The following is a 21,637-nucleotide window of genomic DNA, read 5'->3' as shown; positions in this document are numbered from 1 at the left end:
CTGCTCTCCGTCGAAGGTGTTCGCTCCGGCTATGGAACGCTCCAGGTGCTCAGCGACGTCTCCCTTGAGGTCGCAGCCGGCGAGGCGGTCGCGATCCTCGGCCCGAACGGCGCCGGCAAATCAACCCTCCTGCGCACGATTTCCGGCCTGATCGCACCCACGGCGGGAGCGATATCGTTTGATGGCCGGGATCTTGTCGCGATGCCGGCGCACCGCATTCCGCATGCGGGCCTCGTCCAGGTGCCGGAAGCCCGCCATATCTTCCCCTCCCTCACGGTCCGCGAGAACCTGTTGGTCGGCGGCACTCCCCTGCCCGGCAGGGCGGCGCGCGAGGCCGCGCTGGAAGACATCTGGCAGATTTTTCCCATGCTGGTGACAAAGCGCGACGCCCAGGCCGGAACACTCTCCGGTGGACAGCAGCAGATGGTCGCCATCGGCCGCGCGTTGATGTCGAAACCGCGACTGGTGATGCTGGACGAACCCTCCCTAGGGCTGGCGCCGATGGTCGTTCGTGAACTCTACGAGGTCCTGCGGGGTCTTGTTCGATCAGGACTGACCTTGCTTCTGGTGGAGCAGGACGTGCCCGTCGCCTTGGGCCTGGTTTCGCGCGCTTATGTTATCGAGAACGGTGCAATCGTATTGTCAGGGACAGCGGACGAGTTGCGAGAGAGCGATCACGTTCGCCATGCCTATCTTGGCATATGAATTCAGCGGCCCAGCTTCAATTTCAGGCCGCCGGGAATGGACGTCTTCCTCTCCCTGCGCACGGCGTCAACGAACGCATGGCCGCGGCCATCATCGGGGCCTCCTTGCCTCACATTTAGGGAATAAGGCGTCTAGGATTCTAGACTCAGGACCTATTAATTTCGCTGCGAATGTGATTCACAGTCTCTATTCAGGACGCCATGCCGCCAAAGCAAGAAAAACGCCCCCCAAGGGCGGCCCGTTCTTCTCGCGGCACGTGAGGCGTGTTTCGGGAGCGGACTGAGACCACGCCCCGGTGCCGGCGGGAGCCGCTTCGGGCGCCAGGCGAAAAGCCGCCAGACGTCCGATTGATGTCTTGCAGGCCGGTTCAATCCTCGCAAGTTCGCAAGGCCGCAACGTCGTCCCGCATCTTCCATTGAACGCGCAGCCGAAGGCGGTACACTCCCCAACAAGGTCAACGCCCGGAAATAGAGGCGAGACCGGAGGAACGCTGCATGGCCGGTGGACTGGAAATCGGATTGTCCCTCCTGCGGGGGGATACGGCTTGTCCGATGATGATCGACGACTTCGGCAAGCTGTCAGCCATCGATCTTCACATGCAGACCAATCCTGCCCTGTCGGACCGTCTCGCCGTCGCCGTGCTGGGGATGATCGCGTCCGGCAACCTGCCCCCCGGCGCGAGGTTGCCGGCCGAGCGCCGGATCGCAATGGCCGTTCCGGCAAGCAGGGTCTGCGTCCGGACAGCCCTCGCCCGGCTCAAGTCCGAAGGTTACATCGAAGCCGTCCAGGGGTCCGGCACGCGGGTGGTGCCGATGAACCAGAACGCCAAGCTTGACGCGCTGATCAAGGCGAACGCAGAGAACCTCGAGGACCTGCGCGGTCTTATCGGGTTTCTCGACCGCTGCCTCATCGAGCGCCTGCTGACGCGGTCGGGACCGGAAACCCTTAACGAGGTGTCGGCCGCCATCATGGCGCTTCCGCCCCCCGCCCATGCGCAGGACGTGGCCGAGCAGGAAACGCAACTGCGCGTCCTCATCGCGAACGCAACCGGCAATCCGGTCTACCGCCTCGTCACGGAACAGCTCCGCCGCGGCATGCACTGCCTGTTCGACCATTCGCACCGGATGGCACGGGGCGGCTTGAGCGATTTCGTGCTGTCGCGCCGGCACGCGCTCTCGGCCGGCATTTGCCATGCCGATATGGAGGTCGCGAAAGCGGCCCTGTCCGCCGCGATCGCAGGCGTCGGTCACGGCTCCGCCGTCGATGCCGACCACCCCACGCACCAGGATACGATCCTGCGCGGCTTCGCAGTAGCCGGCCATGAGGAACTGAAGCGCCGCATCGCGCGCGAGATCGTCGGCATGATCGCGACGGGCCGAGCCAGCGAGGGAGGCCATCTCATCAGCGAGCGGCGGCTCGCCCAGCTCTTCGGCGTAAGCCGCACATCGATCCGAAAGGCTCTCGCCGCGCTGAGGGAAGAAGGTGTCGTCGCTTCAGACGAACGCACGGGCTCACGGGTGATGGATATGAAGTCCGAGCTCGCAACCTATGCGGCGGCCGATCTCGACCACTTGCGGACCATGGCGCGGCTTCGCGGCTACCTCGAAGTCTGGGCGGCCTCCCGGGCGGCGGCGCGCGCCACCGAGGCCGATCTGGAAGATATGCGACGGATACTCTCTGAGATGGGCCGCTCGCATCTGACCCCCAGGCGCCGGATCGACCTCGATATGCGCCTCCATCTCACGATCACGCGCGCGGCTGGATCGGCCGTACATCTCTACGTCACGGAGATCTTGCGCGACCTGATGATGGCCTATTTCGACGTCTCGCTGGGCGTCGCGGATTTCGGCCCCGCCTGCGACGCCATGTTGCTCAACCATCACACGAAAATCGTCACCGCGATCACCGCGGGCGATGTCGCCGCGGCTGCGCGCGCCATGTCAGAGCATGTCGGCGCTTTCAGCAACCGGTATGAGGAAATCGGCTGACTTCCGACCACGGAGCCGACGCTGGGCGGACTTCCAACGTGCCTCGTCGGCCCCGGTTCGGTGACGCTGGGGGGTCAGCCGCCGGTGAAGTTCGGTTTGCGCTTGGCCCTGAAGGCGTTGACCGCCTCCTGGTGGTCCGACGTCAGGTTGGACATGGCCTCATAGGCGACGCTGGTGTCCATGATTGCGTGGAAGATGCGCTTCAGCTCCAGATTGGTTGCAACCTTGCTCCAGCGGATCGCCTTGGTCGCGCCGCCGAGCAGCTTGCCCACATAGGATGCAACCGCCGCGTCGAGTTCCTCGGCCGGTACGGCGTGGTTGATAAGCCCGATCTCCGCGGCCTTCGTCGCCGGCATCAGGTCGCCGCTCAGCAGATATTCCTTGGCGCGCGCATAGCCAATAAGCTGCGGCCAGATGGCCGCGCCGCCGTCGCCTGCGACGAGCCCAATCGAGACGTGCGGATCACCGATCTTCGCATTCTCGGCGGCGAAGATCACGTCGCAGACAAGCGCGAGCGTCGAGCCCAGCCCCGTGGCGTGCCCGTTCACCTTCGCGATCAGCGGCTTTTCAAGATCGAGCATGGAGAAGACGATACGCTTGGCTTCGCGGATGGTCTTCTCAAAGGTGTGGGGCCGGTCGATCGCCGACTGCATCCAGTCGATGTCGCCGCCGGCCGAGAAGGCACGGCCAGCGCCGGTGAGGACGACAACGTCCGATCCCTCGTCATTCGCCACGTCGTAGAAGACGTCGGCGAGTTCCTCGTGCAGAAGCTCGTCTGCGGCGTTGAGGGCGTCCGGCCGGTTCATCGTGATCGTAAGCAGGCGCCCTTCGCGTGTGATCACGAGATTTTCGTAACGCTCCTCGAGCGGCGGACGTTTCATCCCTCGTTCCTCCCTGTCGGCGGCAGCGAAAGCGCCGCCAGCTTGTCGATGTGACTTTCGGTGCCGCCATGCAGGGCGGCTGAAACCTGCAGGCGCTTGTAGATGTGGCCGATCCTGTAGTCCTCGGTCATAGCGATCCCGCCGGAGACCTGGATGAGCCGCGAGGCGGCCGCGAGCCCCTCGCGTCCGAGTGCGATCTTCGCGGACGCTGCCGCGCGGGTGCGCTCGGTCGGCTCGCCCGTCAGGGCCGTCGCCGTCCACAGCGCGAGCGAGCGCAGGGTCTCCAGATCGCAGAAGGCATCGGCCATGAGATGCTGCACGGCCTGGAACGAGCCTAGGCTCTGGCCGAACTGCTTGCGCTGGTTGAGATAGTCGACGGTGAGAGCCAGCCCGGCCGCGAGCGCGCCGTAGGCATCAGCCAGAAGGGCCGCGACGGCCCGGTCCTCGATCTCCGCGGCCAGTTCGATCGCCTCGTCGCCAGTCGCCAACACAACGGCGGCTTCGGAGCCCGAGAAACGCGGCAGAGCGCCGCTGCGCCCGTCGAGGAGCCTGACCGGTTGGAACCCCGCTCCGGCGGCCTCGACACAAAGCAAGGCCGCGTCCCCAACGGACCTCATCCCGGCCAGGACGACCCAGTGCGTCGCAGCGGCAGCGTCGAGCGAGAGATGTCCCCGCCCCGACAGTTTCCCGCCCATATGGCGCAATCCACCAGAGCGAACGTCTTCGCGGACGATCCCGAACCTTGCGCGGCCCGCCGCCAGCGGTTCAGCCAGCGACGCCAGCGCTTTCGGCAGCCTCCGCATCAGCCAGGGCATGATCAGGATGTCGGTCGCGAGGGGGAGCGGCAGCAGCACGCGTCCGGCCTCCTCGATCAGCGACAGCCCCTGGAACGAGTCCGCCCCGAGACCACCGAGCTCTTCCGGTAGCCCTGCGGCGAACCAGCCGAGCTCGGCGATCTCGCGATGCCAGTCGGCGAACATCGCGGCGCTTCGCGGTTCCGGCATCCAGGCGCAACGGGCCTCGAGGAAATTCCGTGCGCTCTCGCGCAGCATGCGGTCGTCGTCGAGCTGTTCGGCAGATCGGCGCATCATCGCAGCCCCAGTGTTGAACGCGCGACGATCGTTTTCTGGATCTCGTTCGCGCCGGCATAGATCGTCACGACCCGTCGGAAGAGGTGGCGCTCCGTCCATCCGGCCGTTTCTCCGCCGCCGGCCTCGGGGGCGACGACCGCGGCCGCGCCGAACACATCCATGGCAAGTTCGGTGATCGCCTGCTGGAGCTGCGAGCCGATGATCTTGACGATCGAGGCCTCGGGACCGGGTTCCCGCCCCTGGGTCTGATCGATGAGGACGCGCAGCACCGTGACCTCAAGCCCCCCAAGCTTCTGCTCGACGATCGCGAAGCGGCGGCGCAGGCCCGGCTCGTCGAGCGCCGGCCGGCCGCTCTCGCCGATGCAGAGCGCGGCAGCGGCCTTCAGCCGTTCGAATTCCCGCCGAGACCGATGCACCTGCGCGTTGTTGGTGCGTTCGTGGTTCAACAGGAACTTGGCGTAAGTCCAACCCTTGTCGACCTCGCCGATCAGCGCCTCGTCGGGCACGAACACATCGTCGAGAAATACCGAGTTCACGCTGTGCGCGCCGTCGATCGTGATAACGGGGGTGATCGTTACGCCCGGCGCCTGCATGTCGAGCACGAAGAGAGAGAGACCCGCCTGCGACTTCACCGCCGTGTTGGTGCGGGTGAGGCAGATCATCAGGTCGGCGAAATGCGCCTCCGTCGTCCAGGCCTTCTGGCCCGCAATGCGCCAGCCGCCCTCGACCTTCCGCGCGGTCGTGCGCACGGCCGCGAGATCGGATCCCGCCTCAGGTTCGGAATAGCCCTGGCACCAGAACTCGGCGCCCGAGCGGATACCGGGCAGATAGCGCCGCTTCTGCTCCTCGGAGCCGAAACTGTAGATGGTCGGGCCGACCAGATAGACTCCGAAGACGCTGGTCGGCGGCGCGTCGGCGGCGGCGCATTCCGCCTCGAAGATGAAGCGCTGCACGGGTGTCCAGCCCGGCCCACCATGGTCTTGAGGCCAATGGTGGGCGCCCCATCCGCGTGCGTCGAGCAACGCATTCCACCGCGCCATGTCCTGCCGCGAATGATGGATGCCCTCGCGGGTCTTTTGCGCGAGTTCGGGCGGCAGCATGGCAGCGACGGCGTCGCGGATCTCGCGGCGGAAGCTGCGTTCTTCAGGTGTCAGGAAAGCATCCAAAGTCTTGATCCGTTGCTGGCCCGCCTGTTTTCGTCAGGATGACAGGCGTGCGGCAAGTTCTCCCCCGGCTTCCCTCAAGACCAATCGGCCGCCGCGTTCTCGCGCAGGCCGGCAAACGACATCAGAATGTCCCGTTCTGCCTCGTTCAGCGGGCGTGGCCTGCGGCTCACGCCGTCCATCATCACCGTCACGGAACGGCAACTTGCCGCGCAGGCTCCGGCGATGAAAAGCCCTTGCCCCATGATGATCGAACTGCGGCCGACCCCGAGGATCGCAGTTCCAACCTCCGGCAACTCGCCGAAGGCGATCTCTCGCGAGAAGTCGATGGTGACGGACACGAGCGCGAAGACGTCCGATTGAGCGACGATCGGCCGAAGGTACTGCTTCAACAGACCGTAGCGACCGTCGTCGAACCAGGCGCCGAACACCGAATTGGTGACGTGGTCGTTCGGATCGAGATCGCAGTGGCGGACGGTCGTGCCTTGCCAGTGCCTGAAGAAGCGGCGGCTGGCGAGCATGGGCTCTTCCTGCAGGGTCTGCTTCATGCACCGAACTCCGCTGCCGGTACCAATACGATGGCGCCCGTCGTTTCGCCGGCCTCGAGCGCGCGGTGCGCTTCGTTCGCATCGTTGAGCGGCAGCTCAAGGCCGATCCGCGGGGTGAGCACTCCGCTTCTTACCAGTGCGAGCATCTCGTCGACCCCCGCCTGCAAGTCGGCAAGCGTGCGCAGATGCGCGAAGACGCCCGGAACGGCAACAGAAAGCGACCTCTGTGGGCCGAGGCTGGCCAGGTTCACGGCGGAGAGCGGCTCGCCGATCTGCCCCAGATTGATGGCAGTGCCGAACGGCTTCAGGCAGTCGAGCGAACGCTCGAGCGTCGCGCCGCCGATCCCCTCGCAAACGATGTCGACGCCCTGGCCGCCGGTCAGGCGGCGGGTCTCCTCGACGAAGTCCTGTCGCTTGTAGAAAATCACCTCATCGCAGCCGGCCGCGCGCGCGATCTCTGCCTTGGCTTCGGTGCTGACCGTGCCGATGACCCGTGCGCCTTTAGCTCTGGCCCACTGGGCGAGAAGGATGCCGAGCCCGCCTGCCGCGGCATGAACGAGGACGCTATCGCCGGACCGCAGCGGGCGGACACGCGTGAAGATCATGTGCGCGGTCATGCCCTTGAGCATCAGCGCCGCGGCGGTGCGATCGTCGATATCGTCGGGCAGCCGCGCGAGGCTGCGGGCCGGGAGGAGGCGCGCGCTGGCATAGGAGCCGATGGGGGGGCCGGCATAGCCGACGCGGTCTCCCACGGAAATGCCCGCGACCTCCGGTCCCGTTGCCACGACGACGCCCACCGCCTCCACGCCGATGGCTCCGGGCAGGGCTGGCAGCGGAAACACGCCGCGCCGATGGTAGCAGTCGATGAAGTTCACGCCGATAGCCGTCTGGCGCACGAGCACTTGCCCCTTCTGCGGATCAGGCAGGCTCACCGCTGCCGGTGCGAGCTGTCGTGGATCGCCATAGGCCTCGATGCGGATTTCCGTGGCTTTCAATTCGGTCGCTCCCGCGGCGGATTTGCTGATGACGCGAAGCTCGCCGCACGGAAGCGCTTCGGCAATCGGGTGATTGGTCCGCGCGCGAGACCAGCCGCCTTTTGACGCGCCCGGTCGAAACGGCAAGCTCGATGGCAACGACGCCACGGTTCTCCCATGCCAGATCTATCCACCGCCCTTGCCCTTACGATCCCCCGGCTGCTCGGCGAGCGGGCGAAAGCGAGGCCGAATGCGCTGTCACTTTCCGCGCGCTCGATCACCGGCTACCGCGACCGGCTGACCTATGCGCAGCTCGTGGCGCGCATGGAGGCGGTGGCGAGCGGCCTGCACGCGCTCGGCCTCGGCCGGAACGACCGGATCGGCGTGTTCCTCGGCAACGAGGCCGGTCGCGAGTGCATGCTCACGGCTCTGGGCGCGCTCCGGCTGGGAGCCGCCGTCGTTCCGCTGAACACGCGCTCCGCCGATGAAGAGCTGACGCACGCCCTGGAACTCGTCGAGCCTGCCGCCATCGTCACGACGGCCCGCAGCGCACACAGAATTTCGGGCCTTTATCCCGCCGCGCGGCTGCTGGTCTGCGGCGATCTGGCGGGTGCTCCGGAGCAGGCGCAGCCCTGGCCCGAGCCAACCACCGGCGCGTGGCCGCCCGCTCCGCCGGAGGACGCAGATCCCGATGACCTCGGCTGCCTGCTGTTCACCTCCGGCACCACCGCGCGCTCCAAGGCGGTGATGCACAGCCAGCGCACGATGATCGGCGCCGGCCTTAGCTGCGGCGCGGCGCTGGAGCTTCGCGCCGATGATCTCTATCAGGGAGGCTGGCCCTTCTTCACCAGCTCGGCGCTCAATCTGGGAGCAATGTCGTGCTGGGTTTACGGCGCCTGCCTGGTCTTCGAGGAACCACTCGACAATGGCGGCCGCCTCAGGCTGATCGCGAGCGAGGGCACGACATTTTATCACGGCGTTCCGTCCGTCGTGCATTTCCTGATGGAGGAGTATGCGCAGCAGCCGAGCGACGTCTCGCGGCTGAGGCGGATCGGGTATGGCGGCTCGGCTATGCCGCCCGACGTGATCCGCCGGATCGACCAGCAATGGCCGCACACCGAGCAGGTTCAGATCTACGGCATGACGGAAAGTGGTCCGGCCGGAACCCGCCTGAGACCCGCCGACCTCTGGCGCAAGCTCGGCTCGATCGGCGAGGCGATGCCCTATTGCGAGATCCAGGTCGTCGATGATCAGGCGAATCCCGTGGCGGCCGGGACGACCGGCGAGATCCTGATCAAGGGACCCGGCGTGGCCCGGGGCTATTTTCGCCTGCCCGAAGCCAGCACCGAAGCTTTCGTCGCTGGCGGCATCCGCACCGGGGACGTCGGCCATCTCGACGAAGACGGCTTCCTCTTCTTCACCGACCGTAGCAAGGACGTGATCAATCGCGGGGGACTCAAGGTCGCCTCCGTCGCGGTCGAAGAGGTGCTCTACCGCCATCCAGCCATCCGCGAGGCGGCGGTGGTGGCGATACCGCATCCCGCGCTCGGGGAGGACGTCGCGGCCTGTGTAGTCGCACGCGACGGCGCGACGCTCGATGTCGAGGACCTGTCGGCCTTCTGCGCGCGCAGCCTCGCCGACTATGCCCGGCCGCGCCGCTGGCTCGTCATTGATGAACTGCCGAAGAACCCGATGGGCAAGGTCCTGAAGAAGGAGTTGCGCCAGCGTCTCGCCGCGACGGCCCCATAGGCCCGAATGGTCTTCGCAGCGGGCCAGCGTCCCCCTTGCCGCTCATGATGAAGCAGGTGAACCTGAAGCACTCAAAGGGCCGACAGAGCCCTCGGGAAACGCTCACCTCAGGGAGGAGACGATGACACATTCGATCTCGCGGCGCGGCGTGCTCGGCATAGCAGCGACGATGGCACTCGGTTCGAAGGCTTTCGCGCAGCCGGCTGAGGTCGTGATCGGCTGGATTCTGCCTCTGACGGGCGTTTCGGCCTCGGTCGGCCAGCAGACGCGCGTCGGGGCCCAGATCGCCACGGACCAGATCAATGCCGCAGGCGGCATCAAATCGCTCGGTGGAGCCCGGATCAGGCTGGTCTTCGGCGATTCCCAGTCGAAACCCGATATCGGCGTCTCGGAAACCGAGCGGCTGATTCAGCGCGAGAACGTCGCCGCCGTGGCTGGTGCCTTCAACAGCGCCGTCACTTTCCCGGCCAGCGAAGTGGCGCAGCGCTACAAGACGCCCTGGCTCACCATGGGCGCCGTCAAGGATGAGATCACCGAGCGTGGCTTCGAATACGTATTCCGCCTCAACAACAAGGCAATCTACGACGCCCGCGAGCAGATCGACGCCATGGATTTCTTCAAGAAGGAGACGGGCAAGGGGCCGAAGACGCTCGCGATGTTCTACGAAGGCTCCGATTGGGGCCGCTCGCACGCCGCCAATGTCCGAAAGCTCGCCAAGGAACGGGGCTACGACGTGGTGCTCGACGAGGCCGCCCCGCCAAACCAGGTCGATTTTTCCTCCCAGCTCCTCAAGATTCGCGCCGCCAAGCCCGACGCCCTCATCGTCGCGTTCTACACCCCGGACCAACTGCTGCTCTCGCGCCAGATGATGGAGCAGCGACTGGATCTGCCCTACGGCGTCCATTCGGTCGGCGGCGGCACCGAAGATCCAGCCTTCTATAAGGCAATCTCACCCAGGGCCGTCGCCTACTATTTCGTGCAGGAGGACCGGCAGGTCGACGCCCTGCAGGGCGTGCGCTACCCCGAATACGACGATCTCGAGAAGAAATTCCGCGAATTGCTCGGATACAACATGAGCGCCTATGGCGCGCAGGGCTTCGCGACGATGTACGTGCTGAAGGACGCGCTGGAGCGTGCCGCGTCGAGCGATCGCGACAAGCTGCGCGACGCACTCGCCAAGACCGACATCACCTCGGGGCCAGCCCTCTATGTCGGCTACCAACGCATCAAGTTCGACGAGCACGGCCAGAATACCTTCGCGCACGGTGCTATCTCACAGAATCTCGACGGCCAGCGCCGCACCGTATGGCCGGCAGAGAGCAGGGCGAAGGACATCAAGCCGATCTGGCCGGTGCCTGCCTTCGGGGCGCGATCCTGAGCGGAGCAGTCGATCCAGGCCCCCACCCGGTCAGCCGCGTCACGCGACGACGGCAGCGCAACTGCGCTCCGTCGTCACCCTCAACCTCCTGCTGGAGCAGGACAGCTTTCCTGCGCTGTCGGGAAAGCGAGAGGCAACCGACGATTTCATGGATCCACTCATTCTTGGCTTCGCCGTGGTCAACGGTTTGCTGATTGGCGGCATCTACGGAGGCGTCGCTCTCGGCCTGAGCCTGATCTTCGGCGTCCTGCGCGTGGTCAACTTCGCGCACGGATCGCTGCTGATGGTCGGCCTCTATACTGCCTACTGGCTGCAAGCACTGGCGGGCATCGACCCCTATGCCAGCGTGATATTCACCGTGCCACTGCTCTTCTGCATGGGCTATTTCATCCAGCGCGTCATCATCGCGCCGCTGATTTGGCGCGAGAGCGCGCTGGTCGTCGAGCCGCTGTCGGCGCTGCTGCTAACCGCCGGCGTCTATCTCGTTATCGATAACCTCGCCCTGATGGCATTCGGGCCCGATGTCCGCTCGGCCTCGACCAGCCTGGACATGCCGCCGATCATGCTGGGGCCGATTCCGGTCAACATGCAGCGTTTCATCGGTTTTTCGGCCGCCATCCTGGCCGCGATCGGATTGGTGGTCTGGCTGCGCCAGACCCGCATGGGCCGCGCCATCCGGGCGACGGCACAGAACCGTGACGCCGCCGCGCTCTCCGGCATCGACGTGCCGATGATCTATGCGGTGACTTTCGGTGTCGGCACGGCGCTGCTCGGGCTCTTCGGCTCGCTGCTCGCGACCTTCATCCCGATCACGCCCAATGTCGGCCTATCCTTCGGCATCCGCTCCTTCATCGTCGTGGTGCTCGGCGGCATCGGCTCAATACCGGGTTCGATCCTGGGCGGTCTCGTCATCGGCGTGTTCGAGGCCATCGCCTCTCAGTTCGTGCCCGCGACCTCGGCCGCGATTCTCTCGCTTGGTCTCTTCATCCTGATCCTGCTGGTGCGTCCCGGTGGCCTCATGGGGAAATTGTGATGGCGCTCAGGATCAGCAAAAACATGGGCGCCCCACAGCTGGCGACGAAGTCGGGATATGGCCGCATGGCAACTCTGCTCGTGGTCGCGGCAGGGGTGGTCGCGCTTGCTCTGCCGATCGCAATGCCCGATCCGTACTTCGTCCATTCCTGCATCGTCGTTCTCCTCTTCGCCTACATGGCGACATCCTGGAACTTCGTCTGCGGCTATGTCGGGCAGCTTTCGATCGGCCATGCGATGTTCGCCGGCGTTGGCGGCTATGCCACGGTGCTGATCTTCTCCCGCCTGGGCATTTCGCCCTGGCTCGGGATGCTGGTGGGAGGCGTCCTCGCGGCCATGCTGTCGGTCGTCGTGGGCTACCCCACCTTCCGGCTGAAGGGGCCGTACTTCGCCCTCACCACGATCGCCTTCGCCGAGATGATCCGGATCTGGGTCGAGAACACCGACACCTTTCTCGGCATTCCGCTCAACGGCGCGGCCGGCATCACGGTGCCGCTCGTCGGAGAAAGCTGGGTGGCCTTCCAGTTCAACGGCAAGACGCCCTATTACTATGTCATCCTTGTCATGTTGGTGTTGGCCCTGCTCGCCACCTGGCGGCTGGAACGGTCCAAGCTCGGCTTCTATCTCAAGGCGATCCGCGGTGATCGCGACGCGGCGGAAGCGCTCGGCATCAGCCCGGCGCGCTATCAGCTCGTCGCGTTGGCCATCAGCGCGTTCATGACCGGAGTGGGCGGCGGCTTCTACGCCCAGTTCTTTCGCTACGTGAACGCGGATCGTCTGATCGGGGTCGAATTCTCCATAGACTTGGCACTGATGAGCATTATCGGCGGCCAAGGCACGGTCTTCGGCCCGCTGCTTGGCGCGGTACTGCTCACGCCGATCGCGGAGATCACGCGCGGTCATCTCGGTGGCGTGCTGCCCGGCCTGCACATCGTGATCTACGGGATCATCCTGATCCTGGCCGTACTCTACCTGCCGAAGGGTCTGATCGACCCTCTCAGGAGCATCCTGTCGCGCCTGTCGAAGAACGGGAGGTCGGCATGAGTGGCGACGGCACGCCCCTGCTCCAGGTGCGCGGCATCTCCAAGCGCTTCGGCGGATTGCAGGCCGTCCATGATCTTTCTTTCGACCTGCGCCGGGGCGAGATCCTGGCGCTGCTCGGCCCCAACGGTGCCGGCAAGACGACCGCCTTCAACATGATCGCCGGCTATTTCCGCACCGATCAGGGCCGCATCCTGTTCGAGGGGCGCGACATTGCCGGGCGCAAGCCCTGGGACATCTGCCGGATCGGCATCGCGCGCACCTTTCAGCTCTCGAAGCCCTTCAGCGACCTGACCGTCGCCGAGAACTTGATGGTCGGCGGTTTCGTCCGCAGAAGCGAGATCGACGAGATCCGGGCAAAAGCGCTGGAGATCGCGGACTTTCTCGGGATGGGGCATCAGGCTGCGACGGAGGTCCAGCACCTGACGGCCTTCGATCGGCGTAAGCTTGAACTCGGCCGAGCCCTCTCAACCGAACCGAAGCTGCTGCTCATGGACGAGGTCGTGGCAGGCGCCACCCCCTCGGAAGCGCAGGAGATGGTCGAGCTGGTCCGCCGGATTCGCGACCGGGGCGTGACGATCCTGATCGTCGAGCATGTGATGAAAGTAATCATGGCGCTCTCGGAACGCGTCATCGTGATGGAGTCGGGCCGGCTCATCGCCAACGGGAAGCCCAAGGACGTCGTCCGGCAGCCCGAGGTCCTCAAAGCCTATTTCGGTGAGGGATATGCAGCCCGCGCTTGAACTCGATGAACTCCGCTCGGGCTATGGCGACGTCCAGGTTCTGGACGGCGTGTCGCTCGCGCTGATGCCTGGCGAGATCGTCGCCCTGATCGGGGCCAACGGCGTCGGCAAGACGACGCTGCTGCGCACGGTATCCGGCCTCGTCCGCGCGACGGCGGGAACGGTTACGCTTTATGGCGAGCGCATCGACAAGCTGCCGGCGCACAGGATCACGGCCGCCGGCTTCGTCCAGTCCCCGGAGGGCAAGCAGCTTTTCACGGGCATGACCATCGAGGAGAACCTGATGGTCGGCGCCCATAATGACCGCGCCTACCCGCGCATGAAGACGACGATGGAGGAGGTCTACCAGCTTTTCCCCATCCTGGCGGAACGCCGGCACAAGCTGGCCTCGACGCTGTCGGGCGGCCAGCAGCAGATGCTGGCCGTCGGGCGCGCGCTGATGGCCCGACCGAAGGTGCTGGCGCTCGACGAACCCTCGCTTGGCCTCGCGCCCTTGATGGTGGACCGGCTGTTCGAGGCGATCGGCGAGGTCCGGAAGCTCGACATCTCGATCCTCATCATCGAGCAGAACGTCTTTCAAGTGCTGTCGATGGCTGACCGCGGCTACGTGCTGGAGCGCGGCAAGGTCATGCTCTCCGGCACGGGTCGCGAACTGCTCGAGAACGAGCATCTGCGCTCGACCTATCTGGGCATCTGAGATGGCACGGCCATCAGCATCTCCTCCTTCACCGTCACGATCGCGGACCCTCCTGCCATGACGCACACAAACCATCCTCCGACGGAGCCCGACCTGAAGGCCTTGGCGGAGCGGGCCCACAATATGCGCCGCCTGATGATGCGGATGGCGAGCGGCAAAGGCGAGGGCTACATCGCCCAGGGCCTGGCGATCGCCGACTTTCTCTCGGCGATGTATTTCCACGAGCTTCGCTACGACCCCGCCGATCCTCACTGGCCGGGTCGCGACCGGTTCGTGCTCTCCACGGGGCACTACTCGATCGCCTTCTACGCCTGCCTCGCCGAGGCGGGCATGTTGCAGGTTGAGGAACTGCCGACCTACGGCTTGAACGGCTCGCGCCTGCCGATGAGCACCTTCGAGAACGTGCCGGGCATCGAGGTTTGCGGCGGCTCGCTGGGGCAGGGACTGGGGCAATCGGTCGGCATGGCGCTGGCGGCCCGGCTGGACCGCAACGGCGCCCGCGTCTTCAGCGAGCTCTCGGACGGCGAGCTCCAGGAAGGCTCGACGTGGGAGGCGGCCATGTCGGCAACGACCTTCAAGCTCGACAATCTCGTCGCGCTCATCGACTGCAACGGCATCCAGGCCGACGGCGCGGTCCACGTCGCGATCGAGCCGGTCGCGGAGAAATGGCGCAGCTTCGGCTGGGACACGCGCGAGGTCGACGGCAACGATCTGGCCGCATTGACGGCGGCGCTCGCCGCCTCCCGAGAGCCGGACGGCGCTCCCAAGGCGATCGTCATGCGGACCGTTCCGGGCAAGGGCATTCCGACACTGGAGAAGCGCGAGCGGGCGCATTTCGTCCGCGTCGGCAACGACGAATGGGATGACCTCACCGCCGAGATGGAGGCTCACTATCATGGCTGAGCAAGTTTCCGGGCGCACGCTCGGCATGGGCGAGATCGTCGACACCGGTGCGAAGCCCTTCGAGCTCGCCCCCTTCGGCACGGAGCTCGCGCAGCTCGGGAAGGAACGCACCGAAATCGTCGGATTGACCGCCGACATGGGACGCTACAGCGACATCCTGCCGTTCCGCGACGCGCATCCCGAGCGCTTCTTCAACGTCGGCGTCGCCGAGCAGTCCCTGATCATGACCGCAGCCGGCCTCGCGAAGGCGGGCAAGATCTCATACTGCACCAGCTATTCGGCCTTCATCACGCGGCGCGCCTATGACTTCGTGGCCATCGCTTGTGCGCACGCCCTGGCGGAGGTCAAGATCTTCGCCGGCATGCCGGGTTTCATGAACGGTTACGGCGCCACCCATCAGGCGACCGAGGACATCTCGATGATGCGGGGCATCGCGGACCTGACCGTGATCGACCCGTGCGACGCGACCGAACTCAAGCAGGTCGTCCGGGCCGTCGCCGACATTCCCGGCACCGTGTATGTCCGCAACCTGCGCGGCAAGGTGCCGGTGGAACTCGGCGCGGATTATCGCTTCATTCCCGGCAAGGCGCAGGTGATCCACGAGGGCCAGAGTGTCGGCGTGATCGGGACGGGCTTCATGTCGGCCCGGGCGCGCGACGCGGCCAAGGTCGCGGCCGAACGCGGCGTGAGTGCCGCCGTCCTCCATGTCTCCACCCTCAAGCCCTTCGACAAGGACGGTGTCATCGCTTTCGCCAAGCGCTTTGACAGGCTGGTCGTCACCGAGAACCACAAGATCTCGGGCGGTCTCTGCACGCTGGTGGTGGAGGCGCTCTACGAGGCCGGCCTGATGAAGCCGATGGTCAAGGTCGCGCTTGCTGACAGCTTCTTCGAATGCGGCGCGCAAGCCTGGCTTGAGCACAAATACGGCATCGACCTGCCGCGCTTGGTCCAGGCGATTGTCGAGGGGAGGTAGGTGCCGATGCAACTCGAGAACAAGGTCGCTCTGATCACCGGTGCCGGCTCGGGGCTCGGTCTCGCGACAGCGCAGGCCTTCGCGCGAGAGGGCGCGTGCATCATGATCAACGACCTCCGCGAGGACGTTGCTTGCCACGCCGCGTCCGCGCTGGGAGGGGGACACGCCTCCATCGGCGGCGATGTCTCGCGGGAAGCCGATGTCGACGCCATGGTCCGGGCGACTCTTGATCGCTATGGCCGGATCGACATCCTCATCAACAATGCCGGCGTGCCCGACAGCTTCGTGCCGACGGTCGACCAGCCGCTGGAGCACTGGCAGCGGCTGATCGACATCCATCTCACCGGGACCTACCTGGTTTCCAAGAAGGTCGCGCCGCACATGATCGCGCAGGGCAGCGGCTCTATCGTCAACCTGTCGTCGATCGCCGGCGTGCTCGGACTGCCGGTGCGCACGGCCTACAGCGCCGCGAAGGCCGGCATCAGCATGCTGACGCGCGTGCTCGGCTGCGAATGGGGCCCCCACAATGTCCGCGTCAATGCGATCGCGCCGGGCTACATCCTGACGCCGATGACGGAGGAGCTGATCCGCGAGGGCAAGATCGACTCCGATCGCGTCCGGCGGCGCACGCCGATGGGCAAGCTCGGGCGGCCCGAAGACATCGCCGAGGCGATGATCTTCCTCTGCTCCGATCGCGCCCGCTTCATCACCACCGTCATCATCCCTGTCGACGGCGGCTACTGCGCCTGGGGTGCCCCGAGCGACGCCTATACAGGCGAGCTGACCGGCGCCATCGGCTGAACCACGGAACGATCATCATGAGGATATTCGGATCGCCGGGGCGCTATATCCAGGGGCCGGGCGTGCTCGCGGACATCGGCCGGATCGCCAAGACAATCGGCGCAAGCGCCTGCGTGATCGTCGACGACGGCGTAAGGGATCTGGTCGGCGCGCCGATCGAGTGTAGCCTGAGGGAGGCGGGTGTCGCGGCCCTCGTCCTGCCCTTCTCCGGCGAGATCACCTATGCCCGGATCGAGGCTTTGACGGAGCGCGCGCGTCCCGTCTCGCCCGCCCTCGTCATCGCCGCCGGCGGTGGCAAGGGGCTGGACGTCGGCAAGGGCGTCGGCGAGCGCCTTGGCGTGCCGACCGTGACCGTGCCGACCATCGCCTCCAACGACGCGCCGACCAGCGCGACCTATGCCGTCTACGACGACAGCCATACGATGATCGCGACCGATCGCATGATCGGCAACCCGCACACCGTGCTGGTCGACACCCGACTGATCGCCAACGCGCCCGCGAAATTCCTGCGCTGGGGCATCGGCGACGCGCTGACCAAGAAGTTCGAGGCGGACGGCTGCTGGGCGGGGCGGGGCAAGACGCCCTTCGGCACCCGTCCGCTGCGGACCGGCATGGTGATCGCGGATGCTGGCTATCGAACCCTGCGTGCCCATGCGGCCGCAGCGCTAGCCGCGGTCGAGCGCCGGGAGGTGACCGACGATGTCGAGGCGACCGTGGAGGCCTGCATCCTGATGAGCGGGCTCGGTTTCGAGAACGGCGGGCTGTCGCTCGCCCATTCGATGACGCGCGGCCTGGTCAAGGCGCGCGACGCCATGAAGGCTCCCCACGGAGAGCAGGTCGCCTACGGCACCCTCGTGCAACTCGCCGCGGAAAACCGCCCCGATGCGGAGGTCCTCGATCTCATGGGCTTCAATCGCGAGATCGGCCTGCCGGTGCGGCTGGCCGATCTCGGCATGAAGAACGTCACGAATGAGGAGATCGACGAGATCGCGCGCCGCACCATGACCGCCCCGCACATTCCCAATTTGGCCATCGACCTCGACCAAGCCTGGATCGCTGCCGCCATGCGGCGGATCGAGCGTCTGGCGGCGGGCTGAGCCGCGTCGGTGCCATGACGGAACCCCGCCCCTTCACCTATCACGTCCCGGACGTGGCCATCGCCGATCTGCGCGAGCGGCTTGCCCGCACGCGGCTGCCGGATCGCCCCCCCTGCGCCGCGTGGGAGCTTGGAACCGACAACGATTATCTGGCCGACCTTCTTGCCTATTGGCGGGACCAATTCGACTGGCGCGCGCAGGAAAGCCTGCTGAACGGCTTCCCGCAATTCCAGCTGCGTCTCCCGGACGTCGATCTGCATTGCCTGCGTGTCGAGGGGCGTGGCCCCGATCCCGTGCCACTGCTGCTCTGCCATGGCTGGCCGGGATCGGTCTTCGAATTCCTGGAGCTGATCCCGCGCCTGACCGATCCGGAGCGCTTCGGGCTCGACCCACGGCTCTCCTTCACGGTCGTTGCTCCCTCGCTGCCGGGCTACGGCCTTTCCTTCGAACCCGGTCAGGCGCGTTTCGGCGTCGAGGAAATGGCCGACAGGCTCGTCGATCTCATGGGCGCCTTCGGTCACGAGCGCTTCCTGGTCCAAGGCGGGGACTGGGGCGCCTTCGTCGCTGCCCGAATGGCCCACGCCCATCCCGACCGGATCGTCGGCCTGCACCTCAACCTGCTGCCGCTGCCACGCGATGGCGGCCCATCCCCAGACGCTTCGCCGGAGGAAATTGCCCATTTTGACCGGCTGCGCGTCTGGCTGCGGGAAGAGACCGGCTATCAGTGGATCCAGGGCACGAAGCCGCAGACCCTCGCCTTCGCCATGACGGATTCTCCGGCCGGCCTCGCCGCCTGGCAGGTCGAAAAATTCCGCTCCTGGTCGGATTGCCACGGGACAATCGAGAACGCCATCCCGCGCGACAGACTGCTGGCGAACATTGCCTTCTACTGGTTCACCGGCGCGATCGGCTCCTCCTTCCATCCTTACTACGCGCGCATGCACCGGGACTGGCCGATACCGCGCGGTACCCGCATCGGCGTACCCATGGGCTATGCGCAATTTCCCCACGAGATGGTACGGCCGCCCCGCACGCTCGCCGGCGCGATGTTCGCCGACATCCGTCAGTGGAACTCAATGCCCCGGGGAGGGCATTTCGCGGCGCTGGAGCAACCCGAACTGCTGGCGCACGAGATCCGATCCTTCGCCGCGGCCCTGCAATCGTGACTGGGGGCAAGGCCGTAGTGATCCTGTCTGCCGGCGCCGTGCCCAACGGAGCGATGGACACAATGCCCAAGCCTATCCCGCGCCTCGTCTGGGCGGACCTGCCACCTACGGTCCAGCGCCGTGCCGTCTGGCTCGTGCGGGATCTCGTCGCCGCCTCTCTGCCGGGTGCAGGCGTGGCTTCGGCAGCGATCACCGCGGCACATGTGGAGCGCAATTTCAGATCGGGTGGCGCGACCATCCTCGCCTCGGGCGCGCGCTCGACGGTGTCAGGCGCGGCGCTGGCCAACGGCATGCTCTCGGATGCGCTGAGCCTCAATGACGGCCATGTCCTCGCCAAGGGCCATCCGGGCGCGAACACTATTCCCGCGGTGCTCGCTGCGGCGGAGGAGGCCGACGCAACGCTCAGCGAGTTCCTGGCTTCAGTCGTTTTCGGCTATGAGCTCGCGGTGCGCGCGGCGATGGATTTGCACGCCCGCAGCCCAGTTTATCGCGCAGCGGGCGCCTGGGGCCCGATGGCATCCGCCGCCGCCATCTGCCATCTGCGGCGCCTGTCGGACAATGTCATCCGGCACGCGATCGGCTTCGCCGAGTTCCACGCGCCGCATGCGCCGCTTCTGCCCTCGCTCTCGCAGCCGGCGATGACGAAGGACGCCATCGGCTGGGGCGCGTTCCTTGGCGCGACGGCGGCGGAACTTGCCGAGGCGGGCTTCACCGCGCATGATTCTGAATTCTTCAATGCGGACCCTTTCGAAGATATCGGCCGGACCTGGCGATGCCTCGACGGCTACGTCAAGCCATTCCCCGTGATCCGGCTCTCGCAGCCGGCGATCAAGGCGGCACTCGACCTGCGCGGCCGGCACGCGCTCGATCACCACCGCATCGCGCGCGTTGCCATCCGTACCTTCGCCAACTCAGCAAATCTGCCGCGCCTCATCCCCACCGTGACGGAGGAGGCGCAGTACGGCCTACCATGGCCCGTGGCCTACGCCCTCGTGCATGGTCGCTTCGACGTACAGGACGTCATCGACGGCCTCTCCGATCCTGACGCGGCGGCACTCATGGGCAGGATCGAGGTCTCCATCCTGGCCGAATACGACGCTCTCTATCCGGCAAAGCGCGTGTCCGATGTCTCCATCGAAACCGATAGCGGCGAACTCTTCAACTCCGACCCGGTCACCGCCGACGGCGATGCCGGCGATCCGGGCTGGGAGGACATCATCGAGGCGAAATTCCGCGCACATGTCGGGCTAGAACCGGACGATCTCGATGCGCCTCTCTGCGATCGTCCCCTCGGCCGTTTGCCTCGAGACGAACTCATCGCCGCGATCTGCCGAGCCTCAGGCCCGATACGGTGCGGGACGCGCTCCGGGCACTGACCCATGACTGGTCTGGCGCCCGGACCAGGTCTCACCTTGCCACCCCGCGCCCGCGGCGGTGAGCTGTATCGCCAGCGAATGGAAAGATCATGCCCATCGTTACTGTGGCTCTCATGGAAGGGCGTACGCAGGAGCAGAAGGACGCAATGTTCGCACGCGTGACAGAAGCGCTGTGCGCGACACTGGACTGCCGGCCGGAGCAGGTCCGCATCAGGGTTGAGGACATGTCCGACGGCGACTTCGCAGTCGCCGGCAAATCCGTTGCCAGGAGCAACGCGGAACGGGAATCGCCATGAAACATCGCATGCACGCCGACCAGGAACCCACCGCATGAATGACGAGAGTGGCGAAGGTACGATCAGGACCGAAAGGCGCGGCGCGCTGATGCTGATCGGGGTCGACCGGCCGCGGAAGCTCAGCGGCTTCTCAGGCAGGATGGTGACTGCCCTCGCCGACGCCTACCAGGCCATGGAGGATGAGCCGGACGTCCGTGTCGGCGTGCTGCACGCCTTCAGCCCGCATTTCACCGCGGGGTCCAGCTTGACCAGATCCAGCACTGGTTCGCGGAGGGACGGCATCTTGGAAAGCCGGGAGCGGTCGATCCCTGCGATCTGGTGACGCCGCTGCGCACCAAACCCGTGGTGGCGGCGGTTCAGGGGCTCTGCTTCACCGTCGGCATCGAGCTGATGGTGGCGGCGGACATCGTCGTCGCGGCCCGCGATGCACGCTTCGGTCAGCTCGAAGTCCGAAGGGGCATTTTCCCAACCACGGCGCGACGCTGAGGATCGTCGAGCGCGCCAGATGGGGCAATGCGATGCGCTACCTGCTCACCGGCGACGAGTTCGATGCGGACACGGCGCTGCGTCTCGGGCTGGTTCAGGAGATCGTGGATCCCGGCCAGCAGCTCGATCGGGCGTTTTCACTGGCCGAGCGGATCGCCGGCCAAGCTCCCCTCGCGGTCGCGGAAACCCTACGTTCAGCACGCACCGCAGTATTCGCCGGCTGGCCCGCCGCGGTCGCGGAGTTTGGCACCGCACAGAGGCGCCTCATGCTGAGCAGCGCCCGTCCGGGCTCGTCGTAATAGGTCGATCGAGCGATGCCCATCAGCCGGCATCCCTTGGCGACGGGAATGCCACGGGACCGGTGAGCGCGGATGTAGGCGCGCTTCTCGGCCGCTGTCCGCTTCGAAGAGCCCCTTTTAGGAACTCGAGCTCGAGAGCCTGCCGGCCTACGAGCCGTTCGAGTGCGGCGATCCGCGCCTCATATTCCTGCATCCGCTCCGCAGTCTCGGCGTCCTCATCGAAGGCGCCGGTCTCGTGCTTCTGCACCCA

The 21,637-nt window shown here is 66.0% G+C and carries 21 protein-coding genes and 1 pseudogene; 17 read left to right on the top strand and 5 right to left on the bottom strand.

From position 1 onward, the window contains the following. Both EJ105_RS14985 and EJ105_RS14980 read left to right on the top strand, forming a co-directional pair. Positions 1-705, top strand: coding sequence for an ABC transporter ATP-binding protein (locus tag EJ105_RS14985; RefSeq protein WP_250167113.1), 705 nt, complete (start codon positions 1-3; stop codon positions 703-705). A 551-nt stretch (positions 706-1,256) separates the two neighbouring features. After that, positions 1,257-2,693, top strand: coding sequence for a FadR/GntR family transcriptional regulator (locus tag EJ105_RS14980; RefSeq protein ID WP_250166974.1), 1,437 nt, complete (start codon positions 1,257-1,259; stop codon positions 2,691-2,693). 74 nt (positions 2,694-2,767) lie between these two features. Here the strand turns inward: EJ105_RS14980 and EJ105_RS14975 are convergent, their stop codons facing one another. From EJ105_RS14975 to EJ105_RS14955, 5 genes are all read right to left on the bottom strand, one after another. After that, complete coding sequence (locus tag EJ105_RS14975; protein WP_250166973.1) at positions 2,768-3,574, bottom strand: enoyl-CoA hydratase/isomerase family protein; 807 nt, start codon at positions 3,572-3,574, stop codon at positions 2,768-2,770. Then, positions 3,571-4,665 (bottom strand): acyl-CoA dehydrogenase family protein, encoded by a 1,095-nt coding sequence (locus tag EJ105_RS14970; protein ID WP_250166972.1) that lies wholly within the window; start codon positions 4,663-4,665, stop codon positions 3,571-3,573. The genes EJ105_RS14975 and EJ105_RS14970 overlap by 4 nt, the downstream gene beginning before the upstream one ends. Then, the gene (locus EJ105_RS14965) at positions 4,662-5,831 is read right to left on the bottom strand and encodes an acyl-CoA dehydrogenase family protein (RefSeq protein WP_250166971.1); all 1,170 of its coding nucleotides are present in this window, start codon (positions 5,829-5,831) and stop codon (positions 4,662-4,664) included. Before EJ105_RS14965 ends, EJ105_RS14970 begins: the two co-directional genes overlap by 4 nt. A 74-nt stretch (positions 5,832-5,905) precedes the next feature. After that, positions 5,906-6,376: an acyl-CoA thioesterase gene (locus EJ105_RS14960; RefSeq protein WP_250166970.1), complete on the bottom strand. Its 471-nt coding sequence runs from the start codon at positions 6,374-6,376 to the stop codon at positions 5,906-5,908. After that, positions 6,373-7,518: a quinone oxidoreductase family protein gene (locus tag EJ105_RS14955; protein WP_250166969.1), complete on the bottom strand. Its 1,146-nt coding sequence runs from the start codon at positions 7,516-7,518 to the stop codon at positions 6,373-6,375. Before EJ105_RS14955 ends, EJ105_RS14960 begins: the two co-directional genes overlap by 4 nt. Positions 7,519-7,527: 9 nt before the next feature. Between EJ105_RS14955 and EJ105_RS14950 the strand changes: the two genes are divergently transcribed. The 15 genes and pseudogenes from EJ105_RS14950 to EJ105_RS14875 all read left to right on the top strand — a co-directional run bounded on the left by EJ105_RS14950 (position 7,528) and on the right by EJ105_RS14875 (position 21,387). Beyond that, a complete protein-coding gene (locus EJ105_RS14950; protein ID WP_250166968.1) occupies positions 7,528-9,099 on the top strand; it encodes a class I adenylate-forming enzyme family protein in 1,572 nt (523 codons plus the stop codon). Positions 9,100-9,220: 121 nt separating this feature from the next. Next, positions 9,221-10,477, top strand: coding sequence for an ABC transporter substrate-binding protein (locus tag EJ105_RS14945; protein ID WP_250166967.1), 1,257 nt, complete (start codon positions 9,221-9,223; stop codon positions 10,475-10,477). Positions 10,478-10,625: 148 nt separating this feature from the next. Beyond that, positions 10,626-11,510: a branched-chain amino acid ABC transporter permease gene (locus EJ105_RS14940; RefSeq protein WP_029557333.1), complete on the top strand. Its 885-nt coding sequence runs from the start codon at positions 10,626-10,628 to the stop codon at positions 11,508-11,510. Next, positions 11,510-12,553: a branched-chain amino acid ABC transporter permease gene (locus tag EJ105_RS14935; RefSeq protein WP_250166966.1), complete on the top strand. Its 1,044-nt coding sequence runs from the start codon at positions 11,510-11,512 to the stop codon at positions 12,551-12,553. The genes EJ105_RS14940 and EJ105_RS14935 overlap by 1 nt, the downstream gene beginning before the upstream one ends. Next, complete coding sequence (locus EJ105_RS14930) at positions 12,550-13,293, top strand: ABC transporter ATP-binding protein (protein ID WP_250166965.1); 744 nt, start codon at positions 12,550-12,552, stop codon at positions 13,291-13,293. Before EJ105_RS14935 ends, EJ105_RS14930 begins: the two co-directional genes overlap by 4 nt. After that, positions 13,277-13,990 carry an ABC transporter ATP-binding protein gene (locus EJ105_RS14925; protein ID WP_250166964.1) on the top strand — a complete coding sequence of 238 codons (714 nt, stop codon included), beginning with the start codon at positions 13,277-13,279 and terminating at the stop codon, positions 13,988-13,990. Before EJ105_RS14930 ends, EJ105_RS14925 begins: the two co-directional genes overlap by 17 nt. Before the next feature lie 123 nt (positions 13,991-14,113). Beyond that, positions 14,114-14,893 (top strand): transketolase, encoded by a 780-nt coding sequence (locus EJ105_RS14920; RefSeq protein WP_250166963.1) that lies wholly within the window; start codon positions 14,114-14,116, stop codon positions 14,891-14,893. Beyond that, complete coding sequence (locus EJ105_RS14915; protein WP_250166962.1) at positions 14,886-15,866, top strand: transketolase family protein; 981 nt, start codon at positions 14,886-14,888, stop codon at positions 15,864-15,866. The genes EJ105_RS14920 and EJ105_RS14915 overlap by 8 nt, the downstream gene beginning before the upstream one ends. Before the next feature lie 6 nt (positions 15,867-15,872). Further along, a complete protein-coding gene (locus EJ105_RS14910) occupies positions 15,873-16,667 on the top strand; it encodes an SDR family NAD(P)-dependent oxidoreductase (RefSeq protein WP_250166961.1) in 795 nt (264 codons plus the stop codon). A 17-nt stretch (positions 16,668-16,684) separates the two neighbouring features. Then, complete coding sequence (locus tag EJ105_RS14905) at positions 16,685-17,764, top strand: glycerol dehydrogenase (RefSeq protein WP_284145467.1); 1,080 nt, start codon at positions 16,685-16,687, stop codon at positions 17,762-17,764. A gap of 14 nt (positions 17,765-17,778) precedes the next feature. After that, positions 17,779-18,930: an epoxide hydrolase family protein gene (locus tag EJ105_RS14900; RefSeq protein ID WP_250166959.1), complete on the top strand. Its 1,152-nt coding sequence runs from the start codon at positions 17,779-17,781 to the stop codon at positions 18,928-18,930. A gap of 62 nt (positions 18,931-18,992) precedes the next feature. Continuing rightward, positions 18,993-20,306, top strand: a complete 1,314-nt coding sequence (locus tag EJ105_RS14895; protein ID WP_250166958.1) for an MmgE/PrpD family protein — start codon at positions 18,993-18,995, stop codon at positions 20,304-20,306. A gap of 89 nt (positions 20,307-20,395) precedes the next feature. Beyond that, positions 20,396-20,602, top strand: coding sequence for a tautomerase family protein (locus tag EJ105_RS14890; protein WP_250166957.1), 207 nt, complete (start codon positions 20,396-20,398; stop codon positions 20,600-20,602). A gap of 34 nt (positions 20,603-20,636) precedes the next feature. Next, positions 20,637-20,924, top strand: coding sequence for a Clp protease/crotonase-like domain-containing protein (locus EJ105_RS14885; protein WP_250166956.1), 288 nt, complete (start codon positions 20,637-20,639; stop codon positions 20,922-20,924). A gap of 68 nt (positions 20,925-20,992) precedes the next feature. Next, positions 20,993-21,387, top strand: a pseudogene (locus EJ105_RS14875) (enoyl-CoA hydratase-related protein). The last annotated feature ends 250 nt before the right edge of the window (positions 21,388-21,637 follow it).

It is taken from the genome of Xanthobacter aminoxidans (assembly GCF_023571765.1).
Lineage (GTDB): Bacteria > Pseudomonadota > Alphaproteobacteria > Rhizobiales > Xanthobacteraceae > Xanthobacter > Xanthobacter aminoxidans.
Note: the sequence above shows the minus strand (reverse complement) of the source record. Positions and strands in the feature narration are given on the sequence as shown.

What these genes read in the sequence shown, in the direction of transcription:
- EJ105_RS14925 (WP_250166964.1), top strand. Translation starts at nt 13,277, where the DNA reads ATGCAGCCCGCGCTTGAACTCGATGAACTCCGCTCGGGCTATGGCGAC.
- EJ105_RS14900 (WP_250166959.1), top strand. Translation starts at nt 17,779, where the DNA reads ATGACGGAACCCCGCCCCTTCACCTATCACGTCCCGGACGTGGCCATC.
- EJ105_RS14930 (WP_250166965.1), top strand. Translation starts at nt 12,550, where the DNA reads ATGAGTGGCGACGGCACGCCCCTGCTCCAGGTGCGCGGCATCTCCAAG.
- EJ105_RS14910 (WP_250166961.1), top strand. Translation starts at nt 15,873, where the DNA reads ATGCAACTCGAGAACAAGGTCGCTCTGATCACCGGTGCCGGCTCGGGG.
- EJ105_RS14905 (WP_284145467.1), top strand. Translation starts at nt 16,685, where the DNA reads ATGAGGATATTCGGATCGCCGGGGCGCTATATCCAGGGGCCGGGCGTG.
- EJ105_RS14895 (WP_250166958.1), top strand. Translation starts at nt 18,993, where the DNA reads ATGCCCAAGCCTATCCCGCGCCTCGTCTGGGCGGACCTGCCACCTACG.
- EJ105_RS14960 (WP_250166970.1), bottom strand. Translation starts at nt 6,376, where the DNA reads ATGAAGCAGACCCTGCAGGAAGAGCCCATGCTCGCCAGCCGCCGCTTC.
- EJ105_RS14935 (WP_250166966.1), top strand. Translation starts at nt 11,510, where the DNA reads ATGGCGCTCAGGATCAGCAAAAACATGGGCGCCCCACAGCTGGCGACG.
- EJ105_RS14945 (WP_250166967.1), top strand. Translation starts at nt 9,221, where the DNA reads ATGACACATTCGATCTCGCGGCGCGGCGTGCTCGGCATAGCAGCGACG.
- EJ105_RS14890 (WP_250166957.1), top strand. Translation starts at nt 20,396, where the DNA reads ATGCCCATCGTTACTGTGGCTCTCATGGAAGGGCGTACGCAGGAGCAG.
- EJ105_RS14975 (WP_250166973.1), bottom strand. Translation starts at nt 3,574, where the DNA reads ATGAAACGTCCGCCGCTCGAGGAGCGTTACGAAAATCTCGTGATCACA.
- EJ105_RS14980 (WP_250166974.1), top strand. Translation starts at nt 1,257, where the DNA reads ATGATGATCGACGACTTCGGCAAGCTGTCAGCCATCGATCTTCACATG.
- EJ105_RS14970 (WP_250166972.1), bottom strand. Translation starts at nt 4,665, where the DNA reads ATGATGCGCCGATCTGCCGAACAGCTCGACGACGACCGCATGCTGCGC.
- EJ105_RS14940 (WP_029557333.1), top strand. Translation starts at nt 10,626, where the DNA reads ATGGATCCACTCATTCTTGGCTTCGCCGTGGTCAACGGTTTGCTGATT.
- EJ105_RS14950 (WP_250166968.1), top strand. Translation starts at nt 7,528, where the DNA reads ATGCCAGATCTATCCACCGCCCTTGCCCTTACGATCCCCCGGCTGCTC.
- EJ105_RS14920 (WP_250166963.1), top strand. Translation starts at nt 14,114, where the DNA reads ATGCGCCGCCTGATGATGCGGATGGCGAGCGGCAAAGGCGAGGGCTAC.
- EJ105_RS14915 (WP_250166962.1), top strand. Translation starts at nt 14,886, where the DNA reads ATGGCTGAGCAAGTTTCCGGGCGCACGCTCGGCATGGGCGAGATCGTC.
- EJ105_RS14885 (WP_250166956.1), top strand. Translation starts at nt 20,637, where the DNA reads ATGAATGACGAGAGTGGCGAAGGTACGATCAGGACCGAAAGGCGCGGC.